Origin of the sequence: Flagellimonas flava, assembly GCF_050617915.1 — a bacterium.
GTDB lineage: Bacteria > Bacteroidota > Bacteroidia > Flavobacteriales > Flavobacteriaceae > Flagellimonas > Flagellimonas flava_A.
Genome location: NZ_JBODQE010000147.1, coordinates 1 through 241, shown reverse-complemented (window position 1 = coordinate 241; position 241 = coordinate 1). Strand labels below are relative to the sequence as shown.

At 44.8% G+C, this 241-nt stretch carries 1 protein-coding gene; it reads right to left on the bottom strand.

Annotation, left to right across the window (positions count from 1 at the left end):
• Positions 1–241, bottom strand: a 241-nt coding sequence (locus ACRHOZ_RS21330) for a GTP-binding protein (protein ID WP_431130379.1), incomplete at both ends; no start/stop codon positions are given.

Here is a 241-nt window from a genome sequence, read left to right as displayed (position 1 = left end):
GTGGTAAAGTAGCGGTAGGCCACATCGATGGTGATATCTTGTTCCCGTTCGTCCCGCAACCCATCCGTAAAAAGTGCTAGGTCAACACCTTCTTGTCCTTTTTGTTTGCTTGTGTTTTCAATGGCTTCCAATTGATCCTCAAAAATGGACTTGGAATCGTAAAGGTGTCGCCCAATTAAGGTACTCTTTCCATCATCTACACTTCCAGCAGTGGGACATCCTAATAACTGATGGTCGTCTA